Origin of the sequence: Halomonas sp. RT37, from assembly GCF_040070525.1 — a bacterium.
GTDB classification, from domain to species: domain Bacteria; phylum Pseudomonadota; class Gammaproteobacteria; order Pseudomonadales; family Halomonadaceae; genus Halomonas; species Halomonas litopenaei.
In genome coordinates this window covers 265,868-292,411 of the sequence record NZ_CP098827.1, presented here as the reverse complement: position 1 = coordinate 292,411, position 26,544 = coordinate 265,868, and the positions used below count along the sequence as shown (strand labels likewise).

22 protein-coding genes and 2 tRNA genes are annotated in these 26,544 nt (G+C 64.1%); 2 read left to right on the top strand and 22 right to left on the bottom strand.

The genetic code is table 11. The features are described from left to right. Nucleotides 1–101: 101 nt before the first annotated feature. The 15 genes from pnp to rlmE form a co-directional block, all read right to left on the bottom strand. Nucleotides 102–2,234 carry a polyribonucleotide nucleotidyltransferase gene (gene pnp / locus NFG58_RS01320; protein WP_045992263.1) on the bottom strand — a complete coding sequence of 711 codons (2,133 nt, stop codon included), beginning with the start codon at nucleotides 2,232–2,234 and terminating at the stop codon, nucleotides 102–104. A 234-nt stretch (nucleotides 2,235–2,468) separates the two neighbouring features. After that, nucleotides 2,469–2,738 (bottom strand): 30S ribosomal protein S15, encoded by a 270-nt coding sequence (gene rpsO, locus NFG58_RS01315; RefSeq protein ID WP_045992264.1) that lies wholly within the window; start codon nucleotides 2,736–2,738, stop codon nucleotides 2,469–2,471. Between the two features lie 90 nt (nucleotides 2,739–2,828). Continuing rightward, the gene (truB, locus tag NFG58_RS01310) at nucleotides 2,829–3,782 is read right to left on the bottom strand and encodes a tRNA pseudouridine(55) synthase TruB (protein ID WP_222516166.1); all 954 of its coding nucleotides are present in this window, start codon (nucleotides 3,780–3,782) and stop codon (nucleotides 2,829–2,831) included. Beyond that, the gene (gene rbfA, locus NFG58_RS01305; protein WP_108131787.1) at nucleotides 3,782–4,198 is read right to left on the bottom strand and encodes a 30S ribosome-binding factor RbfA; all 417 of its coding nucleotides are present in this window, start codon (nucleotides 4,196–4,198) and stop codon (nucleotides 3,782–3,784) included. The genes truB and rbfA overlap by 1 nt, the downstream gene beginning before the upstream one ends. A 21-nt stretch (nucleotides 4,199–4,219) precedes the next feature. Further along, nucleotides 4,220–6,757: a translation initiation factor IF-2 gene (infB, locus tag NFG58_RS01300; protein WP_045992267.1), complete on the bottom strand. Its 2,538-nt coding sequence runs from the start codon at nucleotides 6,755–6,757 to the stop codon at nucleotides 4,220–4,222. A 27-nt stretch (nucleotides 6,758–6,784) separates the two neighbouring features. Further along, on the bottom strand, nucleotides 6,785–8,278 hold the full coding sequence (gene nusA, locus NFG58_RS01295; RefSeq protein WP_348827437.1) for a transcription termination factor NusA: 1,494 nt from the start codon (nucleotides 8,276–8,278) through the stop codon (nucleotides 6,785–6,787). A 73-nt stretch (nucleotides 8,279–8,351) separates the two neighbouring features. Beyond that, nucleotides 8,352–8,813 (bottom strand): ribosome maturation factor RimP, encoded by a 462-nt coding sequence (gene rimP, locus NFG58_RS01290; protein WP_045992269.1) that lies wholly within the window; start codon nucleotides 8,811–8,813, stop codon nucleotides 8,352–8,354. Between the two features lie 211 nt (nucleotides 8,814–9,024). After that, nucleotides 9,025–9,101: transfer RNA gene (locus NFG58_RS01285), tRNA-Met, on the bottom strand. Nucleotides 9,102–9,237: 136 nt separating this feature from the next. Further along, nucleotides 9,238–9,324, bottom strand: a tRNA-Leu gene (locus NFG58_RS01280). A 17-nt stretch (nucleotides 9,325–9,341) separates the two neighbouring features. Next, the gene (secG, locus tag NFG58_RS01275; protein WP_045992270.1) at nucleotides 9,342–9,776 is read right to left on the bottom strand and encodes a preprotein translocase subunit SecG; all 435 of its coding nucleotides are present in this window, start codon (nucleotides 9,774–9,776) and stop codon (nucleotides 9,342–9,344) included. A 4-nt stretch (nucleotides 9,777–9,780) separates the two neighbouring features. Continuing rightward, a complete protein-coding gene (gene tpiA / locus NFG58_RS01270) occupies nucleotides 9,781–10,527 on the bottom strand; it encodes a triose-phosphate isomerase (protein ID WP_045992271.1) in 747 nt (248 codons plus the stop codon). 182 nt (nucleotides 10,528–10,709) lie between these two features. Then, on the bottom strand, nucleotides 10,710–12,059 hold the full coding sequence (glmM, locus tag NFG58_RS01265; RefSeq protein WP_348827436.1) for a phosphoglucosamine mutase: 1,350 nt from the start codon (nucleotides 12,057–12,059) through the stop codon (nucleotides 10,710–10,712). Continuing rightward, entirely contained in the window at nucleotides 12,052–12,846 is a 795-nt protein-coding gene (gene folP / locus NFG58_RS01260) for a dihydropteroate synthase (protein WP_108131904.1), read from the bottom strand. The genes glmM and folP overlap by 8 nt, the downstream gene beginning before the upstream one ends. 181 nt (nucleotides 12,847–13,027) lie before the next feature. Next, nucleotides 13,028–15,019, bottom strand: coding sequence for an ATP-dependent zinc metalloprotease FtsH (gene ftsH / locus NFG58_RS01255; RefSeq protein WP_348827435.1), 1,992 nt, complete (start codon nucleotides 15,017–15,019; stop codon nucleotides 13,028–13,030). A gap of 303 nt (nucleotides 15,020–15,322) precedes the next feature. Then, a complete protein-coding gene (gene rlmE / locus NFG58_RS01250; RefSeq protein WP_045992275.1) occupies nucleotides 15,323–15,991 on the bottom strand; it encodes a 23S rRNA (uridine(2552)-2'-O)-methyltransferase RlmE in 669 nt (222 codons plus the stop codon). Between the two features lie 282 nt (nucleotides 15,992–16,273). On the opposite strand from rlmE, the gene yhbY reads away from it, so the two are divergent. Beyond that, a complete protein-coding gene (yhbY, locus tag NFG58_RS01245) occupies nucleotides 16,274–16,600 on the top strand; it encodes a ribosome assembly RNA-binding protein YhbY (RefSeq protein WP_045992299.1) in 327 nt (108 codons plus the stop codon). Nucleotides 16,601–16,713: 113 nt separating this feature from the next. Here the strand turns inward: yhbY and greA are convergent, their stop codons facing one another. The 4 genes from greA to dapB form a co-directional block, all read right to left on the bottom strand. After that, nucleotides 16,714–17,190: a transcription elongation factor GreA gene (gene greA / locus NFG58_RS01240; RefSeq protein ID WP_108131792.1), complete on the bottom strand. Its 477-nt coding sequence runs from the start codon at nucleotides 17,188–17,190 to the stop codon at nucleotides 16,714–16,716. Then, entirely contained in the window at nucleotides 17,187–20,417 is a 3,231-nt protein-coding gene (carB, locus tag NFG58_RS01235; protein ID WP_108131793.1) for a carbamoyl-phosphate synthase large subunit, read from the bottom strand. The genes greA and carB overlap by 4 nt, the downstream gene beginning before the upstream one ends. A gap of 51 nt (nucleotides 20,418–20,468) precedes the next feature. Then, entirely contained in the window at nucleotides 20,469–21,614 is a 1,146-nt protein-coding gene (gene carA, locus NFG58_RS01230) for a glutamine-hydrolyzing carbamoyl-phosphate synthase small subunit (RefSeq protein WP_348827434.1), read from the bottom strand. A gap of 376 nt (nucleotides 21,615–21,990) precedes the next feature. Beyond that, on the bottom strand, nucleotides 21,991–22,809 hold the full coding sequence (gene dapB, locus NFG58_RS01225) for a 4-hydroxy-tetrahydrodipicolinate reductase (protein ID WP_348827433.1): 819 nt from the start codon (nucleotides 22,807–22,809) through the stop codon (nucleotides 21,991–21,993). Between the two features lie 152 nt (nucleotides 22,810–22,961). Here dapB and NFG58_RS01220 point away from each other — a divergent pair, with 152 nt between their 5' ends. Continuing rightward, nucleotides 22,962–24,047 carry an esterase-like activity of phytase family protein gene (locus tag NFG58_RS01220; RefSeq protein WP_348827432.1) on the top strand — a complete coding sequence of 362 codons (1,086 nt, stop codon included), beginning with the start codon at nucleotides 22,962–22,964 and terminating at the stop codon, nucleotides 24,045–24,047. On the opposite strand, the gene NFG58_RS01215 is transcribed toward NFG58_RS01220, so the two are convergent. The 3 genes from NFG58_RS01215 to NFG58_RS01205 form a co-directional block, all read right to left on the bottom strand. Next, nucleotides 24,048–24,869 (bottom strand): class I SAM-dependent methyltransferase, encoded by an 822-nt coding sequence (locus tag NFG58_RS01215; RefSeq protein ID WP_108450016.1) that lies wholly within the window; start codon nucleotides 24,867–24,869, stop codon nucleotides 24,048–24,050. 142 nt (nucleotides 24,870–25,011) lie between these two features. Beyond that, nucleotides 25,012–25,947: a DMT family transporter gene (locus tag NFG58_RS01210; protein ID WP_348828110.1), complete on the bottom strand. Its 936-nt coding sequence runs from the start codon at nucleotides 25,945–25,947 to the stop codon at nucleotides 25,012–25,014. Then, nucleotides 25,937–26,467 carry a MarR family transcriptional regulator gene (locus tag NFG58_RS01205; protein WP_124805081.1) on the bottom strand — a complete coding sequence of 177 codons (531 nt, stop codon included), beginning with the start codon at nucleotides 26,465–26,467 and terminating at the stop codon, nucleotides 25,937–25,939. The genes NFG58_RS01210 and NFG58_RS01205 overlap by 11 nt, the downstream gene beginning before the upstream one ends. Between the last annotated feature and the right edge of the window lie 77 nt (nucleotides 26,468–26,544).

Sequence of the window (26,544 nt, the reverse complement as noted above, 5' to 3'; positions counted from 1 at the left end):
CATTACCGCCCGGTGATCGCGCCGACAGGCCGAGATCAGCGGGACACACACAAAAACGCCCCCGTGGCGTCAGCGACGGGGGCGTCAGACACCGAGTGCGATCAGATCTCGGTTTCGGCTTCCTCGGCTTCGAAGGCAGCCTTCTCTTCTTCGGTCATTTCCTTGATCGTCAGCTTGACGCGATTGCGGTTGTCGATGTCGAGCACCTTGACCACGATCTCGTCACCCTCATTGAGGTAGTCACGCACGTCATTGACGCGCTCGGGCACGATCTGGGAGATGTGCACCAGGCCGTCGGTACCCGGCATGATGTTGACGAAGGCGCCGAAGTCGGCGATACGCACCACCTTGCCACGGTACAGCTTGCCGATTTCCGCCTCGGCGGTGATCGCCAGCACGGTATCGATGGCCTTCTTGGCGGCCTTCTTGTCCTCGGCGTAGATGCGCACGGTGCCGTCGTCGTCCAGATCGATGGAGGCGCCGGTGTCGTCGCAGATCTTGCGGATGGTGGCGCCACCCTTGCCGATGACGTCGCGGATCTTGTCCGGGTCGATCTTGATGGTGGCCATGGAGGGCGCGTTGTCGGAGACCTCGGCACGGCTTTCGGCGATCACGGTGTTCATCTGCTCGAGGATGCTGATCCGCGCCTCATGGGCCTGGTTCAGGGCCGTTTCCATGATCTGCTCATCGATACCCTCGATCTTGATGTCCATCTGCAGGGCGGTGACACCCTCGGCGCTGCCGGCCACCTTGAAGTCCATGTCGCCGAGGTGATCCTCGTCGCCGAGGATGTCGGTCAGCACGGCGTAGCCGTCAGCGTCCTTGACCAGGCCCATGGCGATACCCGCTACCGGTGCCTTGATCGGCACGCCGGCGTCCATCAGTGCCAGCGAGGTGCCGCAGACAGAGGCCATGGAGCTGGAGCCGTTGGACTCGGTGATCTCGGAGACCACGCGAATGGTGTAGGGGAAGTCCTCTTCCGCCGGCAGCATGGCCTGGACACCACGACGGGCCAGACGACCGTGGCCGATCTCGCGACGCTTGGGACCGCCCATGAAGCCAGCCTCGCCCACCGAGTACGGAGGGAAGTTGTAGTGCAGCAGGAAGCGGTCCTTGCGCTCGCCTTCCAGCGACTCGATCAGCTGGGAGTCACGCAGGGTGCCCAGGGTCGCGACCACCACCGCCTGGGTCTCGCCACGGGTGAAGATGGCGCTGCCGTGGGTCTTGGGCAGGGTGCCGGCCTCGATGGCCAGCGGACGCACGGTCTTGTGGTCACGGCCGTCGATACGCGGCTCGCCCTTGATCACGCGGGCACGTACCACGCGCTTCTCGAGACCGGCGAAGGCGCCTTCGACCTCGGAGGCCTCGAACTTGCCGTCTTCTTCACCGGCCAGCTTCTCGACGGCCTCGGCCTTGAGTGCGGACAGGGCATCCTGGCGCTGCATCTTGTCGGTGATGCGGTAGGCTTCGCCGACCTTGGCTTCGAAGCCCTGGGCCAGGGCTTCCTTGAGCGCGGTATTCTCGGCGGCGGGCTGCCACTCCCACTTGGCCTTGCCGGCCTCGGCGGTCAGCTCGTTGATCGCCTGGATGACGGTCTGCATTTCCTGGTGGCCGAACAGCACGGCGCCCAGCATCTCGTCCTCGAGCAGCTCTTCGGCCTCGGACTCGACCATCAGCACGGCCTTCTCGGTACCGGCCACGACCATGTTCAGCTCGGAGCCGCCGAGCTCCTCGACGGTCGGGTTGAGGAAGTAGCCACGCTCTTCATTGAAGCCCACACGAGCGGCGCCGATGGGACCATTGAAGGGCACGCCGGAAATCGCCAGCGCCGCCGAGGTGCCGATCATCGCGGCGATGTCCGGATCGTGGTTGCGATCGGTGGACAGCACGGTACAGATGACCTGGACTTCGTTCATGAAGCCCTTGGGGAACAGCGGACGGATCGGACGGTCGATCAGTCGCGAGGTGAGGGTTTCCTTCTCGGTGGGACGCCCTTCACGCTTGAAGAAGCCGCCGGGAATCTTGCCGACCGCGTAGGTCTTTTCCTGGTAGTGGACAGACAACGGGAAGAAAGGCTGGCTCGGGTTGGCCTCCTTTCTGGCCACCACGGTGCACAGCACCACGGTGTCGTCCATGGTGACCATCACGGCACCGGTGGCCTGGCGGGCGATGCGCCCGGTTTCCAGGGTGACGGTGCTGCGACCGTACTGAAACGTCTTCTTGACCGGATTCACGGCGACTTCCTTTACTTTTCGATGTTTGGGTCGTTTTTGACTCGGCGACTATTTTAGGGGGTCAAGCCCGTGAGGGCCACCACAAAGGTCAAGGGAGTTTCAAGTGGCCGCCGCTGCCTGCCGCGACCGCGCACAACGCTGTACCACCAACGACAACGGGCAGCCCCGTGGGGCTGCCCGTTGTCTGACGCCGCTTCCCGAAGGAAGCCTTGTCGCGCTTGCTGCAAATACGTCTTAGCGACGCAGACCCAGACGCTGGATCAGGGACTGATAGCGCTCGAAGTCCTTGCGCTTGAGGTAGTCAAGCAGCTTGCGGCGCTGGTTGACCATGCGGATCAGGCCACGACGGGAGTGGTGATCCTGCTTGTTGGTCTTGAAGTGATCCTGCAGGCCGTTGATGTTGGCGCTGAGCAGGGCCACCTGAACCTCGGGGGAACCGGTGTCGCTGTCACCACGGCCGTATTCGTTGACGATTTCGGCCTTCTGTTCGGCGGTAAGTGCCATCTGTCTCTCCAGTAAGCAATATGCCTGAATGATGAATGTCGGAGACCACGCATATTTGCAGTCTCCAGCTGCCGCAACCCCTTGAGGGGGTCAGTCTTGCCCTGAGCCCGCGACGAACGTGCTCAGAAGGCGCCGGGGCACGATATCCCCGGTAGGCTCGACCAGACCGAGACCGATAAAGGACTCACCCTGATAGAGGCGATACAACGACTCCTCGGCCATGGCCGAATCGCCGCCCTCGAGCTCACCGCGTGCCGGGCGTCCAAAGCGCAGGGCCTGGACACCTGCCTCACTGAGGCGATGAGCCGGGAGGTGTTGAAGCAGACTGTCGATCGGTGCCAGGCGCGCTTGGCGCTGGCCGTCGTCCTGGGCCTCGAGCGTGTCGAAATCGACCATGCCGTCGGCATCGAAGGGGCCGGTCTTCAGCCGTCTGAGCTGCGAGATATGCCCTTCGCAACCCAGCGCCTTGGCCATGTCCTCGGCCAGCGTACGCACATAGGTGCCTTTGCTGACCCGGACCTCCAGGTCGAATCCTGGGGACTCGCCCTCGAGGCTGGCGGAAAGTAGCCGAGCATCATACACCCTTATCCGCCGGGTTGCACGATCTACGCTTTTGCCCTCTCGCGCCAGTTCGTAGAGCTTGCGCCCCTGGTGCTTGAGCGCGGAATACATCGGCGGCAGTTGATCCTGCTCGCCGATGAAATTCGCCACTACCGACGCGACGTCGCTGTGCTCCAGCGCCGGCACCGGCGCCTCGGCGATGACCTCGCCTTCGGCGTCACCGGTATCGGTGCTCTGCCCGAGCTCGACCCGGGTGCGGTACACCTTGTCGGCTTCGAGCAGCTGGTTGGAAAACTTGGTGGCCTCGCCGAACAGCACCGGCAGAAGACCTGTCGCCATGGGATCCAGGGTACCGGTATGACCGGCCTTCTGGGCCTGGTACAGGCGCCTCGCCCGCTGCAGTGCAAAGTTGCTGGACATGCCCTTGGGCTTGTCCAGCAGCAGTACACCATCGATCGGCAGTCCTCGACGACGACGGGCCATCAGTCCTTGGCCCCGTCCTCGCCGCTGTCGTTCTCGTCATCCCCCTCGGGTTGGCGAGAGCGATCGCTGGCCACCGCCTCTTCGATCAGCGATGACAGGTGCTGACCACGCACCACGCTTTCGTCATAGTGAAAGCGCAGTTCCGGCACGTGACGTAGCTTGATGCGACGCGCCACCTGGCTACGCAGGAAACCACCGGCGCGCTTGAGCACCTTGAGGTTTTCCTTGATCCGTTCCGGGTCCTGCTCACCCAGCAGGGTGATATGGACGTCGGCGTAGCCGAGGTCACGACTGACCTCGACCCCGCTCACGGTGACCATCCCCAGGCGCGGGTCCTTGACCTCGCGCTGGATCAGGACCGCCAGCTCCTTCTGGAGCTGGTCGGCCACTCGGTCGGTACGCTTGAATTCGCGCATGGATGACGACTCCTCGAACGCTTACAGCGTGCGCTCGACCTTGACCTGGTCAAAGACCTCGATCTTGTCGTTGACCTGGACATCGTTGTAGTTCTTCACCCCGATGCCACACTCCATGCCGTTGCGCACTTCCTGGACGTCGTCCTTGAAGCGGCGCAGCGACTCGAGCTCGCCTTCGTAGATGACCACGTTGTCGCGCAGCACGCGGATCTTCTTGTTACGGAAGACCGTACCCTCGACCACCATGCAGCCAGCCACGGCACCGATCTTGGGCGCGCGGAAGACGTCACGGACCTCGGCGATACCGACGATCTCTTCCTTCCACTCGGGCTCGAGCATGCCGCTCATGGCCTGCTTGACCTCGTCGATCAGGTGGTAGATGACGCTGTAGTAGCGCAGCTCCAGACCTTCACGCTCGATGATCTCGCGGGCGGCCGCATCGGCACGCACGTTGAAGCCGACCACGATGGCCTCACTGGCCAGTGCCAGGTTGGCATCGGTACCGGTGATACCGCCAACGCCGGAGGACACCACGGACACCTGCACCTCGTCGGTGGACAGCTCCTCGAGGGCGCCCTTGATCGCTTCCAGGGAACCCTGGACGTCGGCCTTGAGCACGATGTTGACCTTGGCGGCCTCGCTCTGGCCCATCTGGGAGAACATGTTCTCCAGCTTGGCCTTCTGCTGGCGTGCCAGGCGAATCTCGCGGTACTTGCCCTGGCGGAAGTTGGCGACTTCACGCGCCTTCTTCTCGTCGGCCACGACCATGAAGTCGTCACCGGCTTCCGGGGTGCCATCGAGACCCTGGATCTCCACCGGCATGGCGGGACCCACGGCGTCGACCTGCTTGCCGAGTTCGTTGGTCAGGGCACGCACACGGCCGTAGTGCAGACCGGCCAGTACGATGTCGCCCTTCTTCAGGGTACCGTTCTGGACCAGCACGGTGGCCACCGGGCCTCGGCCCTTGTCGAGGCGAGACTCGACCACCACACCCTTGCCGGGTGCGCTCGGCACCGCCTTGAGCTCGAGCACCTCGGAGACCAGGTGAACGGCTTCCAGCAGCTCCTCGATGCCTTCACCAGACTTGGCGGAGACGTGGACGAACTGGGTGTCGCCACCCCACTCCTCGGAGATCACGCCGTGCTGGGACAGCTCGTTCTTGACCCGGTCGGGATCGGCTTCCGGCTTGTCGATCTTGTTGACCGCGACCACCATCGGCACTTCGGCAGCCTTGGAGTGCTCCACCGCCTCGATGGTCTGGGGCATGACGCCGTCGTCGGCCGCCACCACCAGGATGACCACGTCGGTGGCCTTGGCACCACGGGCACGCATGGCGGTAAACGCCGCGTGACCAGGGGTGTCGAGGAAGGTCACACCGTCGCTGTCGTCCTCGACGTGATAGGCACCGATGTGCTGGGTGATACCGCCGGCTTCACCGGTGGCCACCTTGGCACGACGAATGTAGTCGAGCAGCGAGGTCTTGCCGTGGTCGACGTGACCCATGACCGTGACCACCGGAGAGCGGGTGATTTCCTCGCCCTCGTAGGAGATGGCTTCGAGCACTTCGGTCTCGAGGGCATCGTCCTTGACCAGCTTGGGCGTGTGGCCCATTTCTTCCACCACGATAGCCGCGGTGTCCTGGTCGATGGTCTGGTTGATGGTCACCGCGGCGCCCATGGTGAACATGGCCTTGATGACCTCGTTGGCCTTGATCGACATCTTGTCGGCCAGTTCGGCCACCGAGATGGACTCGGGAATCGAGACCTCACGCACGATCGGCTGGGTCGGCTTCTGGAAGCCATGCTTGCCGTTGCCCTGGCTGCCGCCACGACGGCTGCCACGACGCTCGGCGCGCTTGGCCTTCTTGCCACCGCCACGACGACGCTCTTCGCGGTCGCTGCGATCATCGTCGTCACGCTCGCCACGGCCTTTCTTGCCGGTCTTGGCGGCGGCCTTCTTGACGGCGGCACGACGCACGTCGCCACGACCTTCCTTGGGCGGCGCCGGCGGCTCGTCGCCAGCCGGAGCAGAGGTGTCGAGCTCGGGCACCGGAATGTCGGGCACGACGGCGGCCTCTTCGGCCTCGCGCTTGGCCTTGGCGGCCTGCTCGGCGTCCTGGCTCGCCTTCTGCTCGGCGCGCTGCTTGGCTTCTTCGGCCTCCTGAGCCTCGCGACGTGCACGGGAATCGGCCATGTCGCCGACCAGCTGACGCGGACCGTGGTCCTCGACCGGCGCCGGGGCTTCTTCCTGGGCCTCGTCACGCTTGACGTAGGTGCGCTTCTTGCGGACCTGAACCTCGATGGTCTTGCCGCGCTCGCTGGTCTTGATCTTGCTGCGCGTCTTGCGGGTCAGGGTGATGCGATTGCGCGCAGCCGCGCCCACACCGCTGCCACCGCCATGGCTCTTGGTCAGAAAGTCCAACAGCTTGCGCTTGTCTTCCTCAGACACGGCGTCGGCTTCCGACTTGTGCTCGAGTCCGGCTTCTTTCATCTGTTCCAGCAGACGGGGCACTTCACGCCCCACCTTCGCTGCAAAATCCTTAACGGTCATCTCTGACATTACGACCCTCCTCAGCCCGTGACCCTGTTACTGTTCGCTCTCGAACCAAGGCGCACGGGCGGTCATGATCAATGCCGCGGCGCGCTCTTCGTCCACCTCTTCGATGTCCACCAGATCATCGACAGACTGTTCAGCCAGATCTTCCATGGTCTTGATGCCACGGCTGGCCAGGATGAAGGCCAGATGGCGCTCCATTCCGTCCATCTCCAGCAGATCATCCGCCGGCTGGGCTCCGTCCAGTTCCTCCTCGGAGGCAATGGCCAGGTTCAAGAGCTCGTCCTTGGCGCGAGCTCGAAGCTCCTCGATGAGGTCTTCGTCGAACTCTTCGATTTCCAGCATTTCCTCGACCGGTACGTAGGCCACCTCTTCAAGCGAGGTGAAACCTTCCTCGACCAGCAGCCGAGCGACATCATCATCGATGTCCAGGTGCTGAACGAAGTGCTCGACCAGACTGTCGATTTCCTGGTCGCGCTTGGCCTCGGCGTCGGCTTCGGTCATGACGTTGATACGCCAGCCGGTCAGCTCGGACGCGAGACGCACGTTCTGGCCACTACGGCCGATGGCCTGGGCCAGGTTGTCCTCGGCGACGGCCACGTCCATGGCGTGGGCATCCTCATCCACCAGGATGGAGGCGACGTCGGCCGGGGCCATGGCGTTGATCACCAGCTGTGCGGGATTGTCGTCCCACAGCACGATGTCGACGCGTTCGTTCTGCAGCTCCGAGGACACCGCCTGCACGCGCGAACCGCGCATGCCGACGCAGGCGCCCACCGGGTCGATGCGACGGTCGTTGGTCTTGACCGCGATCTTGGCCCGGGAGCCCGGATCACGCGCCGCACCCTTGATCTCGATAAGCTGCTCGGCGATCTCGGGAACCTCGATCTTGAACAGCTCAATGATCATCTGCGGGTTGGTGCGCGACAGGATCAACTGGGCGCCACGCGCCTCGGCGTCGACCTTGACCAGCAGTGCGCGCACCCGCTCGTTCATGCGGTAGCGCTCACCGGGGATCATCTCGCTGCGTGGCAGGAAGGCCTCGGCGTTGTCGCCCAGGTCAATGATCAGGCCGTCACGTGTCGTCTTCTTGACGATACCCGCGACCAGTTCACCTTCACGCTCGGCATAGATGCGCACGACCTCGGCACGCTCGGCCTCGCGCACCTTCTGCACGATGACCTGCTTGGCGGTCTGGGCGGCGATACGACCGAAGGCCGCATTCTCGATGCGCTCCTCGACCACGTCACCCAGGCCCAGCGGCGGATCCCGCTTTTCGGCGAAGGTCAGCTTGATCTCGGCGCCGGGTCCGTCGAAGTCATCGTCCTCGACCACCACCCAGCGGCGGAAGGTCTCGTACTCGCCGGTCATCCGGTCGATGTGTACGCGGACGCTGGCTTCCTCATCCTCGAAGCGCTTGCGCGAGGCACTGGCCAGCGCCGCCTCGACGGCTTCGAAGATGACCTCGCGGGGGACACCCTTCTCGTTGGAGATCGCGTCAACGACCGCCAGAATTTCTTTACTCATGCCTTAAAGCCTCGCCAAAAAACCGATCCTTGTTCTCTCTTGTCGCGCATCAGTCGTCGCGCATCAGTGAGCGTCACTCGTCAAACTGAGGAACCACCCGCGCCTGATCGATGCCGTCGATCGGAAAGCAGTATTCCTCACCGTCGATCTGCACCAGCACCTCGTCACCCTCGGTTCCGGCGAGCACGCCCTGGAACTTGCGCCGACCCTCGAAGGGAGCGCGCAGCTTCAGAGCCACGTGATGGCCAGCGTAACGGGAGAACTGATCGAGACGGAACAGCGGACGATCCATCCCGGGCGAAGACACCTCGAGACGGTACTCCCCGGCGATGGGATCCTCGACATCCATGATGGCGCTGACCTGTCGACTGATATCGGCACAGTTGTCGACACTGACGCCATCGGCGTGATCGATGTAAATCACCAGACGGGAATGTTTTCCCTGGGACAGATAGTCGATACCCCAGAGCTCGAACCCCATGGCCGTTACCACCGGTTCGATCAACGCATTGAGCGCAGCATCTTTGGTCGCCACGAATGAAAGCTCCTACAGCCGTTGCATCAGCACCTGGCCGGGAGTGAACAGGAAAGTCAGGTGGCTGATTGGCGTTCGCGCCGCCGGGCGAGCCCCGGCAAGCTGCTAACAAAAAGCCCCTTCACAGGAAGGGGCTTTTTCCAAGAAACCTGTCACCATCTGGCAGAAGTTCGCATGCCCCTTGAGGATACCTGCATGCCTGCCAAGAAGATGGTAGCGGGGACCGGATTTGAACCGATGACCTTCGGGTTATGAGCCCGACGAGCTACCAGACTGCTCCACCCCGCATCAATCTAGGCCGGTGAGTATACTGCGCCTTGACCAGGGCGTCAAGGCATTTCACCGAACCGCCAACCCTGAGAGAAGATCACCGGTCATCACCGGGAGAGCTTGTCATCCACGCCGTCATTGCAGAAGACGAGGATGGTGCCGAAGGCGGGACTTGAACCCGCACGACCGTAAGGTCACTACCCCCTCAAGATAGCGTGTCTACCAATTCCACCACTTCGGCTAGGGGAGTTCCGGAGATCAGCCTTGGCTGTCCTCCAGCACTGGCGCTGCATTATCCACGTCGCTTGAACCTTCGTCAAGCGTAGGCGCAGAATTTTCCTGACTTTCTTCCTCAAGCGCAGGCGCACTGTTCTGGGTGCTTTCGTCATCCAGGGTCGGCGCGCTGTTCTGCTGCTCGATCACCTCGGCGTCGGGAATACCCGCTTCTGGCGCGGAATTGCCCGCCTCGGAGGCGAAGTAGGCCAGGGTCAGGGAAGTGGCGAAGAAGCACGCCGCCAGCGCCCCGGTCGCCTTGGACAGGAAACTGCCGCTGCCACGGGAACCGAAGACGGTCTGGGAGGCACCGCCACCGAAGGAGGCGCCGGCATCGGCGCCCTTGCCCTGCTGCAGCAGGATAAGAACGACCAGGGCGATGGCGATCGCCACATGGATCATGAGAATGGCAACTTGCATGGATTCAACCTGCTGACTGACAAATGGCTAGAAAATCGTCGACCTTCAGCGATGCTCCGCCGATCAGGCCGCCGTCGATGTCCGGTTGGGCCAGCAATTCCGCCGCGTTGTCGGGCTTCATGCTGCCGCCGTAGAGAACCTGCATGGACGCCGCCAGGGCGCCATCGTAACGTTCGAGTCGTGCACGAATCGCCGCATGCACCTGCTGCGCCTGCTCAGGCGTTGCGGTACGACCGGTGCCGATCGCCCAGACCGGCTCGTAGGCCAATACCAGGCGCGCGCGCTCGTCACCGTCGAGGGCTTCCATCACCGCCTCGAGCTGACCGAGCACCACCGCCTCGGTACGCTCGGCGTCGCGCTCTTCCAGGGTTTCCCCCAGGCACAGCACCGGCGTCAGCCCCTGACCCAGCGCGGCCTGCACCCGTGCCAGCACCGCCGCGTCGTCTTCACCGAACAGGGTGCGCCGCTCGGAGTGTCCGACCAGCACCATGTCGGCGCCGACGTCTGCAAGCATGGCGCCGCTCACCTCGCCGGTGAAGGCTCCGCTCGGCTGGTCGCTCAGGGTCTGGCCGGCCAGCCTGACGCTCTGCGGCAACCGCTCCCTGGCCACCCCGACATAGGGAAAGGGAACCGCCAGGGCCAGCGTCACCGCCTGCGGCAATTCGGCGCCGGACAGCGCCTCGGCGAAGGTATCGATCAGGCTCAGCGAGCCATTCATCTTCCAGTTGCCGGCGATCAGCGGTGCACGCATGGAACATCCTCTTTCAAGGTGGGCCGAAATGGTATAGGAGCGGCCCTGTCAAGACAAGATTTGCCGCGGGATCGAAGCCTTCGGTCCCGCGCTGGAGCAAGCCGACAAGGCGCTCTCGCCGGCATCAGGGTCCACCAGGCCTCGCGTCATGGCACCGCGAAACCGGGCGGTGAGATCAGGGTTCAGCCGACCAGCTCACGCACGTCATCGGCCAGACGCCTGGCCAGCCCTTCGACATCCAGATGAGGGCGCCCCTCGACCATGACGCGAATCAGCGGCTCGGTACCCGAGGGGCGCAGCAGCACGCGGCCCTCATCGCCAAGCTCGGCCTCGACCGCACGGGTGGCCTGTTCGAGATTCGGGTCGGCCATCACCGCCTTGGCGTCGACGCCCGCCGACAAGCGCACGTTGACCAGCGACTGGGGCGCCTTCTCGAAGCCGTGCAGCAGACGTGACAGCGGCTTTTCCTCACGCACCATGTAGGACAGCACCTGCAGCGCCGAGACGATACCGTCGCCGGTGGTCTGCACGTGGCGACAGACGATATGCCCCGAGGACTCGCCACCCAGCTGCCAGTCGTTGGCGGCCAGGCGCTCCATCACGTAGCGATCGCCGACCTTGGCACGCTCGAAGGGCACGCCCATGGACTCCAGCGCTGCAGCCAGCCCGAAGTTGCTCATCAGGGTACCGACCACACCACCACCCAACTCGCCACGCTCGTGACGGTCCTTGGCGATCAGGTAGAGCATGTCGTCACCGTCGATCTCGTGACCGTCGGCGTCCACCATCAGTACTCGATCGCCGTCGCCATCGAAGGCGATACCCAGATCGGCGCCTTGCTGGATCACCGCCGCGCGCAGCGCCGCGGGATGGGTCGAGCCCACCTCCTGGTTGATATTGAGGCCGTCGGGCTCGGCCCCGACCAGGCTGACCTTGGCCCCGAGCTCCTTGAACACCGCCGGCGCGATGTGATACGTCGCGCCATGGGCGCAGTCCAGCACGATACGCAGGCCGTGCAGGTTGACCCGGTCGGGGATCGTCGACTTGCAGAACTCGATATAGCGCCCGGCGGCGTCGTCGACCCGGCTGGCCTTGCCCAACTCCCCCGGTGACACCGTGGTCAGGGTCTCATCCAGTGCGCGCTCGATGCGCTCCTCGATCTCATCGCCCAGCTTGGCGCCCTCGGCCGAGAAGAACTTGATGCCGTTGTCCTGGTAGGCGTTGTGGGAAGCGGAGATGACGATCCCCGCATCCGCGCGAAAGGTCCGCGTCAGGTAGGCGATACCCGGTGTCGGCATCGGACCGAGCAGCATCACGTCAACGCCCGCCGCCGAAAGTCCCGCCTCGAGGGCCGACTCGAACATGTAGCCGGAGATCCGGGTGTCCTTGCCGATCAGTACCCGCGCCCGCTGACGGCGTGGCTCGAGCACGCGGCCGGTAGCCCAGCCCAGCTTGAGCATGAAGTCCGGCGTGATCGGCGCCTGACCGACAGTACCGCGAATGCCATCCGTGCCAAAATAGCGTCTAGCCATGGTGTTCTCCTTCCTCGAGAACGGCCCAGGTCATGTTCACCGCGTCCACATGGGGCCCCACATCGTGAACGCGTAGTATCCGTGCGCCTCGCTCCACCGCCAGTGCCGACAAGGCCAGACCGCCCGACAGGCGCTCCTCGACCGCACGGTCGAGCACCTTGCCGATCATGCTCTTGCGCGACATCCCCACCAGCAGCGGAAGCCCCAGGGCTTCCAGGCGCTCCAGGCGATGCAACAGGCGAAGATTATGCTCCACGGTCTTGGCGAAGCCAAAACCTGGGTCAAGCAACAGTCGCTCTCGCTTGAGACCGGCGGCCTCGCACTCGGCGATGCGCCTTTCGAGGAAGTCTGCGACCTCTTCCTCCACCGGCCTGTCATAACGGGGCGCGTCCTGCATGTCGCCCGGCTCGCCGAGCATATGCATCAGCACCACCGGCAGCCCGGTGCCGGTCGCCGCCGCGACGGCGCCCTCACGACGCAGGTTGCGCACATCATTGATCATGCCAGCCCCGGCCTGGGCGCTTTCGCGCATGACCTCCGGCGTCGAGGTATCCACCGACACCAGGGCATCCAGCTCCCGTACCAGCGCCTCGACCACCGGGATCACCCGGTCGAGCTCCTGCTGCGCGGTGACCGGCGTCGCACCGGGCCGCGTGGACTCGCCGCCCACGTCGATGATGGCGGCACCCTCGGCAAGCATCTGTTCGGCATGGCGCAGGGCGTCGTCGATGACCACGTGATGGCCACCGTCAGAAAAGGAATCGGGAGTGACGTTGAGGATCCCCATGATGCGGGGAAAGGTCAGATCGAGGCGGTGTCGACCACAGGGCAGTACAGCGGGGTAACGAGCGTCCATCGAAGAGGATGTCCTGGGAAAATCTGGTATTCACCAAAGAATACTAATGCGAGAGGCGGGTCATGCAACGCCAGAGGCGCCCCGCGGGGCGCCTCTGTGAGCGGGCGGGCCGTCAGCTACCGGCGGGGCCGCCAAGGGGGTCGGAGGGGCGACGGCCGGAGCCTTTGTCATCCTCTTCCTCGTCCCCGTCGCTGGTGTCGGCGCCGGACTCCGGCTCCTTCGACGGCTCGGGATCACCGGTGACCGGAGAGCCGCCGCCGGAACCGGGCTCATCCCAGTCCTTGGGCGGACGCGGGTCACGCCCTTCCATGATGTCCTTGAGCTGATCCGCATCGATGGTCTCGTACTGCATCAGCGCTTCGGCCATGGCGTCGAGCTTGTCGCGATTGTCCTCGAGGATCTGACGCGCCTGCTCGTAGCAGCCGTCGATGATCTTGCGCACTTCCTTGTCCAGACGCGAGGTGGTTTCGCCCGACTTCAGCTTGCCACCACTCTGACCAGGGCCGCCGAGGAACTGGTGAGACTCGTCCTCGTCGTACATGATCGGCCCCATCTCCTCGGACAGGCCCCACTTCGCCACCATGTTGTGGGCAAGTTCGGTGGCACGCTTGATGTCGTTGGAGGCGCCGGTGGTGACACCGTTCGGCCCCAGCGTCATCTCCTCGGCGATGCGACCGCCGAACAGCGAACAGATCTGACTGATGATCTGCTGGCGCGACAGGCTGTAACGATCCTGCTCCGGCAGGAACATGGTCACACCCAGGGCGCGGCCACGCGGAATGATGGTCACCTTGTAGACCGGGTCATGCTCCGGCATCACCAGACCGATGATGGCGTGGCCCGACTCGTGGTAGGCGGTGTTGAGCTTTTCCTTCTCGGTCATGACCATGGAGCGGCGCTCGGCCCCCATCATGATCTTGTCCTTGGCCAGCTCAAGCTCTTCCATGCCCACCAGACGCTTGTTACGACGAGCGGCGAACAGCGCAGCCTCGTTGACCAGGTTGGCCAGGTCGGCACCAGAGAAGCCAGGGGTACCACGGGCGATAAAGGTCGGCTTGACGTCATCGGCCAGCGGCACCTTGCGCAGGTGCACGTTGAGGATATGCTCGCGACCACGGATATCGGGAAGCGGCACCACCACCTGACGGTCGAAGCGGCCCGGGCGCAGCAGCGCAGGGTCGAGCACGTCGGGACGGTTAGTGGCAGCGATGACGATGATGCCTTCATTGGCCTCGAAGCCGTCCATCTCGACCAGCAGCTGGTTCAACGTCTGCTCGCGCTCGTCGTTGCCGCCGCCCATGCCGGCGCCGCGCGAACGACCCACGGCGTCGATCTCGTCGATGAAGATGATGCAGGGTGCCTGCTTCTTGGCCTGCTCGAACATGTCGCGCACACGGGAAGCACCCACACCGACGAACATCTCGACGAAGTCAGAGCCTGAGATCGAGAAGAACGGCACCTTGGCCTCGCCGGCGATGGACTTCGCCAGCAGGGTCTTGCCGGTACCGGGAGGCCCGACCATCAAGACACCGCGGGGGATGGTGCCACCCAGCCGCTGGAACTTGGTCGGATCACGCAGGAAGTCGACCAGTTCCTCGACTTCCTCCTTGGCCTCGTCACACCCCGCCACGTCGGCAAAGGTGGTCTTGATCTGATCCTGGGACAGCAGTTTGGCCTTGGACTTGCCGAAGCTCATGGGGCCGCCCTTGCCGGCACCACCGCCCTGCATCTGGCGCATGAAGAACATGAAGATGGCCAGGATCAGCAGAATCGGGAAGCTCGCGATCAATAGTCGCGTCCACAGACTCTGCTGTTCCGGCTTCTTGCCCACCACGGTGACATTGTTGGACAACAGATCGTCCATCAGCTTCGGGTCCTCCGCCGAGGGGCGGATGGTCTGGAAGCTGGAGCCATCGTTGCGCTCACCGCTGATCGTGTAACCGTCGATGGTTACACTGCGTACCTGCTCGTTTTGCACCTGTTCGACGAACTGGGAGTAGTTCATCTGGTTGGGTGCGTTCTCGACGCTGAAGTTGTTGAACACCGTCAGCAGCACCGCCGCGATGACCAACCACAGAATCAGGTTCTTCGCCATGTCGTTCAAGGGACCACCCTCAATTGCAAGAATCTGTCGGCCTAGGTGCCTAAGGGTTCGACACTACATGACCCGGCCTGGTTCAGCCAGCCTGATCGGATCCAACGAAGCGGCGCAAGCGCCCCTTCCGCCGGGACTCACCCTCGGAAAATGCCGAAAAAATGTCGATGCGATGACTGCCTGGCAGGCCATCGCACGCCATCATGTGTCCTTTCCTGCCTGTACCATGCCTCAAGACTGGCACAGCCAGGCCACTTTTGCCGGTATCGCTCCGGTAGGCGCGGTCTATCAGACGTCGACCGGCGCCGATGCTCAGCCCTTGAATCCCTGGGCCAGCAGGTAGACCTCGCGGGAGCGTGCCCGCGATGCCCCCGGCTTGCGCGTCACCACCTTTTGAAAGGCGCCGCGCAGCTCCTTGAGATATTCGTCGAAGCCTTCGCCCTGGAACACCTTGGCCAGGAAGGTACCCCCGGGACGCAGCGTCTGGCGAGCCAGGTCGAGCGCCAGCTCCACCAGGTACATTGCCTGGGGCTGATCGATGGCCGCCATACCACTCATATTGGGGGCCATGTCCGACATCACAAGGTCCACCGGGCGATCACCGAGCCTTGCCAGCACCTCTTCCAGCACGCTTTCCTCGGTAAAGTCACCCTGTACGAAGTCGACCCCGGCCAGGGCGTCCATCTCGAGGATGTCCGAGGCGATGACCACGCCGGCGTCACCGACACGCTCTGCGGCGATCTGGCTCCAGCCGCCCGGCGCCGCACCCAGATCGATGACGGTCATGCCCGGCTTGAACAGCTTGTCCTTGTCGTCCAGCTCCACCAGCTTATAGCTGGCCCGGGAACGGTAGCCGTCCTGCCAGCTCTGCTGAACGTAGCGATCATCGAAGTGTTCCTTCAACCAGCTGGCGCTGGTCTTGCTCGCGCTGCTCTTGCCGGATGAGGATTTTTTACCGGAGGGGGGACGGGATGCTGCCACTGAGCCACCTGAAAGAAGATTTCCTGAACAATTGCCGGAAGGGCGTTGCTCGAAGTGCATTTACTGCGGACACCCGGCATGGCCGCCGGAGCCGAACCGCGTGGCGGGGAGGCTCGCCGCAGGAACCGAGGGGTGGGCTGCACGACGCATCGAGCGGCTTTGCCACCGCCAGCGAACGGCTGCCTGGAGATTGTCATGCACAAGCGCTTTCACCGCACGGGGAATCCCCGTACCATGTGCTGTCACGCGCCCTACGGCCAAAACGGAATGAAGCAAGATACCATGAGCTTGTCACAGGCACAAAAGAAAGCAATGCGCAGCATCGGCCACCACCTCGACCCGGTGGTGACGGCCTCGGAGAACGGTATTTCCGAAGGCATGCTGGCCGAGCTCGAACGAGCCCTGAACGACCACGAACTGGTCAAGGTGAAGCTCGCGATCCCCGACCGCGACGACCGCACCGCAGTGCTCGACGAACTCGTCGCCCAGAGCCGCTCCGAGCTGATCCAGAAGATCGGCAAGGTGGCCCTGCTGTACCGCAAGAACCCCAAGGCCAATCCGAAGCTGTCCAACATCACCCGCTTCGAGAACCACCACGGCCGCCACTGACGCACCGGCGTCGCTGCGCCACCACCGGGCGCCGACGATCCTGTCGCCAGAAAAGACACCGCCCCGCCAGGATTCCTGGCGGGGCGGTGTCGTCTGGATCGAAGGATCCGGGTCTAGATGTGCTCGACGCCGGTGATCTCGTACTCGACCTCACCACCGGGGGTGCGGACCAGCACGACCTCACCCTCTTCCTTGCCGATCAAGGCACGGGCGATGGGCGAGGTGACCGAGATGCGACGCTGCTTGATGTCGGCCTCGTCCTCACCGACGATGCGGTAGGTCACCTCTTCGTCGGTATCCAGATTCAGAAGCTCGACGGTCACGCCGAAGATCACCTTGCCGGTCTTGGGCAGTTTGGTGACGTCGATGACCTGGGCGTTGGACAGCTTGCCCTCGATCTCCTGGATACGCCCCTCGATGAAGCCCTGCTGCTCGCGCGCGGCGTGGTACTCGGCGTTCTCCTTGAGGTCGCCGTGCTCACGCGCTTCGGCGATGGCAGCGATCACTGTCGGGCGAGCCTCGCTCTTGAGCTGTTCGAGCTCTTCACGCAGGCGTTGCTCACCGGCGACGGTCATCGGGACCTTGTTCATGTATTCGCTCCTGCATGCAGTTCCTGTAGCCGCCGCACGGTCACGGCATTGCCGTACTCGAGCGCCAAACAAACGGCACTGGCCCCTGCCAGCGTCGTGGCATAGGGAACCTTGCGGGCGAGTGCGGTGCGGCGGATCACCGAGGAGTCATTGATGGCCTGGCGGCCCTCGGTGGTATTGACGATATAGGCGATCTCGTCGTTCTTGATGGAATCGACGATGTGTGGCCGGCCTTCGTAAACCTTGTTGACGACCTCGACGGGCAGACCAGCCTGTTCAAGGGCTGCCGCCGTTCCTCGGGTCGCACAGAGTGTGAAGCCCAATGTTACCAGAGAACGCGCCACTTCGATAACACCCGCCTTGTCCGGCTCGCGAACCGACAGGAACGCCTTGCGATCGCCGGTCAGAGCCGGAATCGCCTCACCTGCACCGAGCTGGGCCTTGTAGAAGGCCTCGGCGAAGGTGTCGCCGGACCCCATTACCTCGCCGGTGGACTTCATCTCCGGCGACAGGATCGGGTCGACGCCAGGGAACTTGTTGAACGGGAACACCGCCTCCTTGACGCTGTAGAAGTGCGGCACGATCTCGCGCTCGAAGCCCTGCTCCTTGAGGCTGACGCCGGCCATGCAACGGGCCGCCACCTGGGCCAGCGAGGTACCGATGCACTTGGACACGAAGGGCACGGTGCGCGAGGCGCGCGGGTTGACCTCGATGACGTAGATCTCGCCGTCCTGCCAGGCCAGCTGGACGTTCATCAGGCCCTTCACGCCAAGCTCCACGGCCATGCGCTTGACCTGCTCGCGCATCTCGTCCTGCACTTCCGCCGGCAGCGAGTACGGCGGCAGCGCACAGGCGGAGTCGCCTGAGTGCACACCAGCCTGTTCGACGTGCTGCATGATACCGCCGATCACCACCTGCTCACCGTCGGACACCGCGTCGATGTCGATCTCGATGGCGGCGCTCAGGAAGTGATCGAGCAGCACCGGCGAGTCGTTGGAGACCTTGACCGCGTGGGTCATGTAGTTCTCCAGCTCGCTGGCGTCATAGACGATTTCCATGGCGCGCCCACCGAGCACGTAGCTCGGGCGCACCACCAGCGGGTAGCCGATCGCCTCGGCCTTGCTGAAGGCCTCGTCAAAGCTTCTGGCGGTGGCGTTGGGCGGCTGTTTGAGGCCCAGCTTGTCGATCATCTGCTGGAAGCGCTCGCGATCCTCGGCGCGGTCGATGGCGTCCGGGGTGGTACCGATGATCGGCACACCGGCGGCCTCGAGCGCACGTGCAAGCTTCAGCGGCGTCTGACCGCCGAACTGCACGATCACCCCGACCGGCTTCTCCTTGTCGGCGATCTCGAGCACGTCCTCCAGGGTCACCGGCTCGAAGTACAGACGATCGGAGGTGTCGTAGTCGGTGGACACGGTCTCCGGGTTGCAGTTGACCATGATGGTCTCGTAGCCGTCGTCGCGCATGGCGAAGGCGGCGTGGACGCAGCAGTAGTCGAACTCGATGCCCTGACCGATACGGTTGGGGCCACCGCCCAGCACCATGATCTTCTTACGATCGCTGACCTCGGCCTCGCACTCCTCCTCGTAGGTGGAGTACATGTAGGCGGTGTCGGAGGCGAACTCGGCGGCGCAGGTATCGACGCGCTTGTAGACCGGACGGATACCGGCGTCATGGCGCGCCCTGCGCACATCGTCCTCGGACACGCCCAGCACCTTGGCCAGGCGAGCATCGCCAAAGCCCTTGCGCTTGAGACGATAGAGTTCGCGCGCGTCCAGCGACGACAGCGGACGGCTGGACAGATCCTGCTCGATCTTGACCAGATCCTCGAGCTGCACCAGGAACCAGGGGTCGATGTTGGTCAGCTCGAACACTTCTGCCACCGACATGCCGGAGCGCATGGCATCGGCGATGAAGAAGATACGCTCGGCGCCGGCGGCCTGCAGCTCGCCCTTGATCAGCGCCATGTTCTCGTCGCTGAACTCGGTGACGATGGGATCGAGACCGTCGTTGCCGGTCTCCATGCCACGCAGCGCCTTCTGCAGCGACTCCTGGAAGGTGCGGCCGATGGCCATGACCTCGCCCACCGACTTCATCTGGGTGGTCAGACGGTCGTTGGCCTGGGGGAACTTCTCGAAGGTGAAGCGCGGAATCTTGGTGACGACGTAGTCGATGGACGGCTCGAAGGACGCCGGGGTGCGACCGCCGGTGATGTCGTTCTGCAGCTCGTCCAGGGTGTAGCCCACCGCCAGCTTGGCGGCGATCTTGGCGATCGGGAAGCCGGTGGCCTTGGAGGCCAGGGCGGAGGAACGCGACACCCGCGGGTTCATCTCGATGACCACCATGCGGCCGGTCTCGGGGTCCACGCCGAACTGGACGTTGGAGCCACCGGTCTCGACACCGATCTCACGCAGCACCGCAAGGGATGCGTCGCGCATGATCTGGTATTCCTTGTCGGTCAGCGTCTGGGCCGGCGCCACGGTGATGGAGTCACCGGTGTGCACGCCCATGGGGTCGAAGTTCTCGATGGCACAGACGATGATGCAGTTGTCGTTCTTGTCACGAACGACCTCCATCTCGTATTCCTTCCAGCCCAGCAACGATTCGTCGATCAGCAGCTCGTGGGTCGGCGAAAGCTCGAAGCCGCGCCCACAGATCTCCTTGAACTCTTCCTTGTTGTAGGCCACGCCGCCACCGGAGCCACCCATGGTGAAGGACGGCCGGATGATCACCGGGAAGCCCAGCTCGCCCTGGATCTCCCAGGCCTCATCCATGCTGTGGGCGACCTTGGCCTTGGGGCACTCGAGACCGATATTCTTCATCGCCTTGTCGAAGCGATCGCGGTCCTCGGCCTTGTCGATGGTGTCGGCGTTGGCACCGATCATCTCCACGCCGTACTTTTCCAGTACGCCGTGGCGATCGAGATCCAGCGCGCAGTTCAGCGCGGTCTGGCCGCCCATGGTCGGCAGCACGGCGTCGGGACGCTCGGCCTCGATGATCTTCTCCACCGCCTGCCAGGTGATCGGCTCGATGTAGGTGGCATCCGCCATGGCCGGATCGGTCATGATGGTGGCCGGGTTGGAGTTGACCAGGATGACGCGAAAACCCTCTTCGCGCAGCGCCTTGCAGGCCTGGGCGCCGGAATAGTCGAACTCGCAGGCCTGGCCGATGACGATGGGGCCAGCGCCGATGATAAGGATGCTTTTCAGGTCTGTACGCTTGGGCATGGTGCTTCCCGCAAGAAAATTGGACGATGAACCGGAGTCTGTGTCGGCGCCTTAGCGACGGCTGCGCATCATGTCGATGAAGCGGTCGAACAGCGGCGCCACATCGCGGGGGCCGGGGCTCGCTTCGGGGTGGCCCTGGAAGCTGAACGCCGGACGGTCGGTACGCTCGATCCCCTGCAGGGTGCCGTCGAACAGCGAGCGGTGGGTGGCGCGCAGGTTATCCGGCAGCGTGGTCTCGTCGGCGGCAAAGCCGTGGTTCTGGCTGGTGATCATCACGTGGCCGCTGTCCATATCCTGCACCGGATGGTTGGCGCCGTGGTGGCCGTGATTCATCTTGACCGTAGTGGCACCGCTGGCCAGCGCCAGCAACTGGTGGCCCAGGCAGATGCCGAACACCGGCACTTCGGTCTCGAGGATCTCGCGGATGGCGTCGATGGCGTAGTCACACGGCTCGGGGTCGCCGGGTCCGTTGGACAGAAAGACGCCGTCGGGGTCGAGCGCCAGCACCTCGGACGCCGGGGTCTGGGCCGGCACCACGGTCAGCTTGCAGCCGCGACTCGCCAGCATGCGCAGGATGTTGAACTTGACGCCGTAGTCGTAGGCCACCACATGGAAGGGCCGCTCGGCCCCTTCGGTATCGGCGTAGCCCTTGCCCAGCGTCCACTCGCCCTCGTTCCAGACGTAGCGCTCGCTGCAGGACACCACCTTGGCCAGGTCCATGCCCTTGAGCCCGGGGAAGGCGCGGGCGGCTTCCAGGGCGCGCGCTTCGGCGTCGTCACCCAGGGCCTCGTCGCCGGCCACGATGGCACCGTTCTGGGCACCCTTGTCGCGCAGGATTCGAGTCAGCCGGCGGGTATCGATGTCGGCGATGCCCACCACGTTCTGGCTGGCGAGATAGTCCGAGAGGCTCTGGGTAGATCGGAAGTTGCTGGCGACGAGCGGCAGATCGCGGATGACGAGGCCCGCGGCGGCGATGCTGGCGGACTCGACGTCCTCGGGATTGATGCCGGTATTGCCGATATGGGGATAGGTGAGGGTGACGATCTGTCGGGAATAGGAGGGGTCGGTCAAAATTTCCTGATAGCCGGTCATGGCCGTATTGAACACCACCTCACCACTGGTCTGCCCATCAGCGCCAATGGCCGTGCCGTGGAATACGCTGCCATCTTCCAGGGCCAAGATTGCGGGTTTGTTCAACGCTACGTCCTCCCAAAGCTCGTCAAGGTATCTACGACCGCCGCCATACGCTCGCCGGCGTCGGCGACCTGTCGCCAGGCCATTCGGCACCGACCCGGCCCATCGTGCGTCAAGCACACAAGGAGCCGGGCCGTAAAAAAGCGGGACGAAACCCGGTGTTTGACCGGTTTCATCCCGCTTGTTGTCATTCGCTCGGAATGCAGAGCCGGCACCTATGCTGCGAGAGACGTACTAAACGCTCTCGACGCGACACTTTCATGCCCGGCCCGGCCAAAATTTTTGGAATGTTACAGCATCTGGGCCGGGCTGACTACCCCGGAACAAGCACTTTGCCATGGGCAACACCACCCGCGACGTCGCCAGAGGCTCACAAAACTCAGTCCAGGCCCAGCACGTCGGACATGCCGTAGCGTCCCGCCTCACGCTCGGCGACCCAGCGTGCTGCGCGCACCGCGCCCCGGGCGAAGGTCATGCGGCTGGACGCCTTGTGGGTGATCTCGATGCGCTCGCCTTCGGTAGCGAACATCACGGTGTGCTCCCCGACGATATCGCCGGCACGCACCGTGGCGAAGCCGATTTCCTTGGGATCGCGAGTACCGCACTGGCCTACCCGCTCGAACACCCCGTGCTCCTTGAGGTTGCGATCCAGCGCCCCGGCGACCACCTCGCCCATGCGCAGGGCGGTACCGGACGGCGCATCGACCTTGTGACGATGGTGGGACTCGATGACCTCGATATCATAGCCCTCGTCGCCCAGCGCCTTCGCTGCAGTCTCCAGAAGCTTCAGGGTCAGATTGACGCCGACGCTCATGTTGGGCGCAAACACCGTGGGCACTCGCTCGGCATAATCGTCGAGCTCGGCCTGCTCGTCATCGGACAGGCCGGTGGTGCCGATGACGATGGCCTTGCCATGCTCGGCACAGAAGGCCAGGTTGGCCAGGGTCACCTTGGGTGCGGTGAAATCGATCAGCACGTCGAAGTCATCGACGATGGCCTCGAGGGAGTCCACCGCCGCCACGCCCTGGCGGCCGACGCCGGCCAGCTCGCCCAGATCGGCACCAGCCAGCGAACTACCCGGCTCGACGATGCCGCCGGCGAGGACGGCGTCGTCGTCCTGCATCACGGCGTTGACCAGGGTGCGGCCCATGCGGCCGGCGACGCCGACGATGGCGATACGGGGGGCGGTACGGCTCATGCAATCTCCTGGAGAAACGAGAGTTCGAACAGACAGGCGGATCAACGTAGATACGCCAAAATGTAAAGGGATTCGGCGCAGTATACCAACGTCGCTCCCTCTTGCCTCGCCCTGGCCATCACGCTGACATTCCCGCCCGACAGGACCGCCCCATGCCGTTCAGAAAAATGCTCCGATTGCCCCTTATCAGCACGCTGGCAGCGACCCTGTGGCTTGGCGGCTGCACCGCCCAGGTCAAGCCGACCAGCTTGCAGGGCGAGGCCCCCGCCCAGCCGGGGCTGAGCATGTGCGGCACCCTGGCACTACCGAGCCAGTGGCGCCCTACCGAAAACGAATCCGGCGTTCCCCTTGGGGGACTCTCGGCCATGGCCTGGGACACAGACGACAACCTGCTGCACCTGGTATCCGATCGTGGGCGGGTGCACCAGGCACGACCAGTACTTGAACACGGCCGCCTGGTAGACCTGCGCCCGATCACCAGCCATCGATTGAAGGCGCAGGACGGTACGCCGCTTGAGGGCAAGGCAGCAGACGCCGAGTCGCTGGTGCTGGAGAGGGCCGATGATGGCGTCACCGGCAACACCGAACTGCTGATCGGCTTCGAGCAGGATCATCGCGTGCAGCGTTTCGCTCTCGACGGGATGCCGAAAGGCGAACCACTGCGCTCCACGGCCAGCCACAACGCCGGTGATAACGAAAGCCTGGAAGCACTCACCCGGGTGCCGGGCATCGGACTGGTGGCGGGTCTGGAGTCACCGCCCGATGGCATGAGCGCGCAAAACGGCGTCAGGCACACCCTTCTGTTCAGCCTGGCGGAGAACGCTACCGACACGCGCCGGTGGCATTACCCACTGGCCTCACCGGTCGCCAGCGCCCTGACCGACCTGCTGGCACTGGGCGACACCGTCACCAATTCGCCACCGCGGCTGCTGGCGCTGGAACGCGCCTTTTCCCCGCCACGTCCGCTGACCATCAGCTTAAGCCTGGTGGAGCTGCTGCCACCGCCGCAGGTACGGGTGACACGCCTGGCCAGCCTGTCCGCCGGAGAAGGCTGGCGCGTCGACAATATGGAGGGGCTAGCGCAATTGCCCGGTGGCGAATTTCTGATGGTCAGCGACGACAACTTCAGCGCCCTGCAGCGCAACCTGCTCGGCTGCTTTCGACTGCCCGATAAGGCGCGCGCTCTCTCGACACTGGATCTACCCGTGCCAACAGCCGGTGATGTCACTGCCCGCTGATCAGCGGCGGGCCACCAACAGGTGGTGATTGAAGCCGTCGGGGCCCCACAGCCAGGCCGACTCAGCATCGGTGAAGCGCAGCGGCTCGCGCCTGACCTGAGAGAAGCCGACCGACTGCAGCGTTGTGACCACGGTGCGACCAGGGATCGCCACGTGGTCCACCGGCAAGACGTCGTCACCGGCGCGCACCTGACCAGGCACCAGGCTCCAGGGCCGGGGCCGCTCACCCGGCGCCACACCCGGGTCGTAGCGATAGCTGGTCAACGCCTCGAGGCGATCCATGCGCGCCGGGTCAAGCACATAGTCGTGAGTGATATCGAGCCACACCAGCAGACCGCCGGGCTTGAGCGCCTCGAACAGGTTTCGGCAGGCACGGGTGAGCATGGCCTGGTGCTGGATGAAGTGAAAGGCGAAGACACTGACCAGGGTATCGAAGGGCGCCTCCGGCAGAACAAGCTTGCGATAGGCGTCCTCGACCCGAAAGCCGAGGCCCGGTGCCTGGTGGCGCCGGCTGGCCAGCGCGACCTGGGAGGGGCTGATGTCGATACCCAGCACCTCTTGCGCACCCTTGCTTTTGAGCTCGGCCGCCAGCGCTCCGTTGCCACAGCCCACATCAAGAAGACGCTTGCCGACCAGATCTTCCTCCAGATTGAGATAGTGAAGAACGGAACCGGTGAAGGTGCCGTATCGCTCGTCGCGGGCCAGCTGGTCGTAGCGCTCGCTCAGCGCCTCGGAGAAGACGTCGTTGGCAAGGCCGCGGTCGCCAGGCTGCTGACAAGGGGAAACGGCTTGTGCGCCGAGAAGGGGGCTGGCTGACGGCATGGGGGGGCTCCTTGGCATTGATGCGCCTTTGCCCCACCTTTACAGCTTCATATAACCACCACCACACCGCACTAGGCTAAATCCGTACACCGCCCACCTCTTTGCCCAATGATGCAAAGATGTCTGAGTAAAACTCGCCTGCTCACGCCTGGCTGCGCAGCTTGACGTCCCGCCGCAGCAGGAGCGCGATGGCCAGCACGACCAGCAGACTGCCCGGCAGCCATTCGAGTGCAAGGCGTTCAGGCGCCTGGGCAAACAGCAACAGCATCGACACAAAGGGCACCAGATAGCCGTAGGCGGTAACCGCCGCCGGGGTCAGGATGGCGGTCGCCCGCTGCTGCAGCCAGAAGGTCATTCCGCTGGAGAAGAGCCCGAGATAGGCCACCACCGCCAGATCGAACAGCGTCATACGGCCCAGCGCGGCCGGATCCCCGAAGACCAGACCCGAAAACCCGATCAGCAGTGCCCCCATCACCAGGCTCCACAGGGTACGCACCCCCGCGTGCTCGGATAGCCAGCCCTTCGCCAACCCCAACTTGGACAACACCGGATACATCGCCGAGGCGATGCAGCCAGCGAAGAAGGCGGTTTCGCCCACGCCGAATTGCATGCGGGCAAAGGAGCCACCGGCCTCGGCCCAGGCCAGCCCCACCGCGCCGACGGCGCCAAGTACCAGCAGGGCCAGCAGCGCCAGGGCTCGATGCTCGACCCCCACCAGCCGGCCCAGGCCGTAGGCCAGCAGCGGCACGCTGACGAACAGCGTGGCCATGGACAGCGCCGTGGTCAGGTGCGCCGCCCAGAACATGGTGCCGAAGAAGCTCGCCAGACAGAGACCCATCAACCCATAGAGCCCGAGCCCGGCCAGACTCGGCCGGAGACCAGGCGCACCCCACACCAGCGGCAACACCGCCAGAGCGGCAATCACGAAGCGCAGTGCGGTCAGCGACAGTGGCGGAAGCCCTTCACTCAACATCCCCACCGCCGGAAAGGACAGCCCCACCAGCGTCGCCCACACCAGCATCCCGGCGTGGGCCCACCACACACTGCTATCGCTGGACACCCGGCATTCAGTCGTCATCACGGCTGACCTCCCCTTCCAGCGCCAACAGCAACTGGCGAAGACCAGCTGCCAGGCCTGCCGCTTCATCATCTGCCAGGGTGGCGCGCATCGAAGCGAGTTCAGCCAGGTAGGCGTCCAGCAGCGCCGGCATCATGGCTTTTCCCGACTCACTGAGACGAATCAGGACACTGCGACGATCTTCAGGGTTGGCAACACGCTCCACCAGGCCACGACTGGCGAGCCGATCGAGGCGGTGGGTCATGGCCCCTGAACTCAGCACCACCGCCTCGCACAGGGCGTTCGGTGTCAGCCCCTCGTGCACGTCGCGCCGGTAGAGGGTCGCCAGCAGGTCAAACTCGCCTTCCTTCAAGCCGTGCTGCCGGAATACCGCCTGAACCCGACGGTCGACATGCTTCAGCACGCGATACAGCCGGGTAAAGATGCCCATGTCGCCAGGGTCGCGATCCGGGAGAACCCTGCACCACTCCGCCATCAGTCGATCGATGGCATCGTTAGGCCCGGTGGACGGAACCTGCATATCACTTATCTCCAAGAAAAGTATCTTCACTTGAAGATAGTTATTCCGACGCAAAATGCCAAGCCCCTCATGCCCAC

Bases quoted from the DNA above. Each gene is read 5' to 3' on its own strand.
- greA (WP_108131792.1), bottom strand. From the start codon at position 17,190: ATGAACAAGGTCCCGATGACCGTCGCCGGTGAGCAACGCCTGCGTGAA.
- dapB (WP_348827433.1), bottom strand. From the start codon at position 22,809: ATGAGCCGTACCGCCCCCCGTATCGCCATCGTCGGCGTCGCCGGCCGC.
- nusA (WP_348827437.1), bottom strand. From the start codon at position 8,278: ATGAGTAAAGAAATTCTGGCGGTCGTTGACGCGATCTCCAACGAGAAG.
- tpiA (WP_045992271.1), bottom strand. From the start codon at position 10,527: ATGCGTGCACCGCTGATCGCCGGCAACTGGAAGATGAATGGCTCGCTG.
- rbfA (WP_108131787.1), bottom strand. From the start codon at position 4,198: ATGCGCGAATTCAAGCGTACCGACCGAGTGGCCGACCAGCTCCAGAAG.
- NFG58_RS01215 (WP_108450016.1), bottom strand. From the start codon at position 24,869: ATGCCGTCAGCCAGCCCCCTTCTCGGCGCACAAGCCGTTTCCCCTTGT.
- rpsO (WP_045992264.1), bottom strand. From the start codon at position 2,738: ATGGCACTTACCGCCGAACAGAAGGCCGAAATCGTCAACGAATACGGC.
- NFG58_RS01220 (WP_348827432.1), top strand. From the start codon at position 22,962: ATGCCGTTCAGAAAAATGCTCCGATTGCCCCTTATCAGCACGCTGGCA.
- NFG58_RS01210 (WP_348828110.1), bottom strand. From the start codon at position 25,947: ATGACGACTGAATGCCGGGTGTCCAGCGATAGCAGTGTGTGGTGGGCC.
- truB (WP_222516166.1), bottom strand. From the start codon at position 3,782: ATGGCCCGTCGTCGTCGAGGACTGCCGATCGATGGTGTACTGCTGCTG.
- folP (WP_108131904.1), bottom strand. From the start codon at position 12,846: ATGGGGATCCTCAACGTCACTCCCGATTCCTTTTCTGACGGTGGCCAT.
- NFG58_RS01205 (WP_124805081.1), bottom strand. From the start codon at position 26,467: ATGCAGGTTCCGTCCACCGGGCCTAACGATGCCATCGATCGACTGATG.
- yhbY (WP_045992299.1), top strand. From the start codon at position 16,274: ATGAGCTTGTCACAGGCACAAAAGAAAGCAATGCGCAGCATCGGCCAC.
- carB (WP_108131793.1), bottom strand. From the start codon at position 20,417: ATGCCCAAGCGTACAGACCTGAAAAGCATCCTTATCATCGGCGCTGGC.
- infB (WP_045992267.1), bottom strand. From the start codon at position 6,757: ATGTCAGAGATGACCGTTAAGGATTTTGCAGCGAAGGTGGGGCGTGAA.
- secG (WP_045992270.1), bottom strand. From the start codon at position 9,776: ATGCAAGTTGCCATTCTCATGATCCATGTGGCGATCGCCATCGCCCTG.
- glmM (WP_348827436.1), bottom strand. From the start codon at position 12,059: ATGGCTAGACGCTATTTTGGCACGGATGGCATTCGCGGTACTGTCGGT.